The sequence below is a fragment of the Muricoccus harenae genome, from assembly GCF_009848505.1.
GTDB lineage: Bacteria > Pseudomonadota > Alphaproteobacteria > Acetobacterales > Acetobacteraceae > Roseomonas > Roseomonas harenae.
The window spans coordinates 1-702 of the sequence record NZ_WWDL01000105.1 but is presented as its reverse complement, the minus strand read 5'-3'; the positions used below and the strand labels follow the sequence as shown (position 1 = coordinate 702).

1 protein-coding gene is annotated in these 702 nt (G+C 68.8%); it reads left to right on the top strand.

Annotated features, from left to right (window positions below):
* Positions 1-603: GDP-mannose 4,6-dehydratase (locus GSE44_RS25115; RefSeq protein WP_159351545.1), on the top strand; the 603-nt coding region annotated here is incomplete at its 5' end.
* Between the last annotated feature and the right edge of the window lie 99 nt (positions 604-702).

The window sequence follows — 702 nt, the reverse complement described above, 5'->3', positions numbered from 1 at the left end:
TCCTCCGAGATGTACGGGCTGATCCAGGAGCCGGTGCAGAGCGAGAAGACCCCCTTCTACCCGCGCTCGCCCTATGCCGTGGCCAAGCTCTATGCCCATTGGATGACGGTGAACTACCGGGAGAGCTTTGGCCTGCACGCCTCCTCGGGCATCCTGTTCAACCATGAGAGCCCGCTGCGCGGCATCGAGTTCGTCACCCGCAAGGTCACGGACGGCGCGGCGCGCATCAAGCTCGGCCTGGCGCGCGAGCTGCCCATGGGCAACATGGATGCCAAGCGCGACTGGGGCCATGCGCGGGACTACGTGAAGGCCATGTGGCTGATGCTGCAGCAGGAGACGCCGGACGACTATGTGGTGGCCACCGGCCGCACGGTCACGGTGCGCGACATGGCCCGCATCGCCTTCAGCCATGTCGGGCTGAACTACGAGGAGTTCGTGAAGGCCGATCCGGCCTTCATGCGCCCGGCCGAGGTGGACGTGCTGCTCGGCGATGCCACCAAGGCGAAGCAGAAGCTCGGCTGGTCGGCCGAGACGACGCTCGAGGCGATGATCCAGGAGATGGTCGAGGCCGACCTCGCCCGTCACCGCGCGCGGATGCGCTAGGGCCCCTGCGGTGCAGCCGGGCCGCATCCTCGTCACGGGCGCCGGCGGCTTCGTCGGCCGCCACCTCCTGCCCGCCCTGCGTGCCGCCTTCCCGGAGGC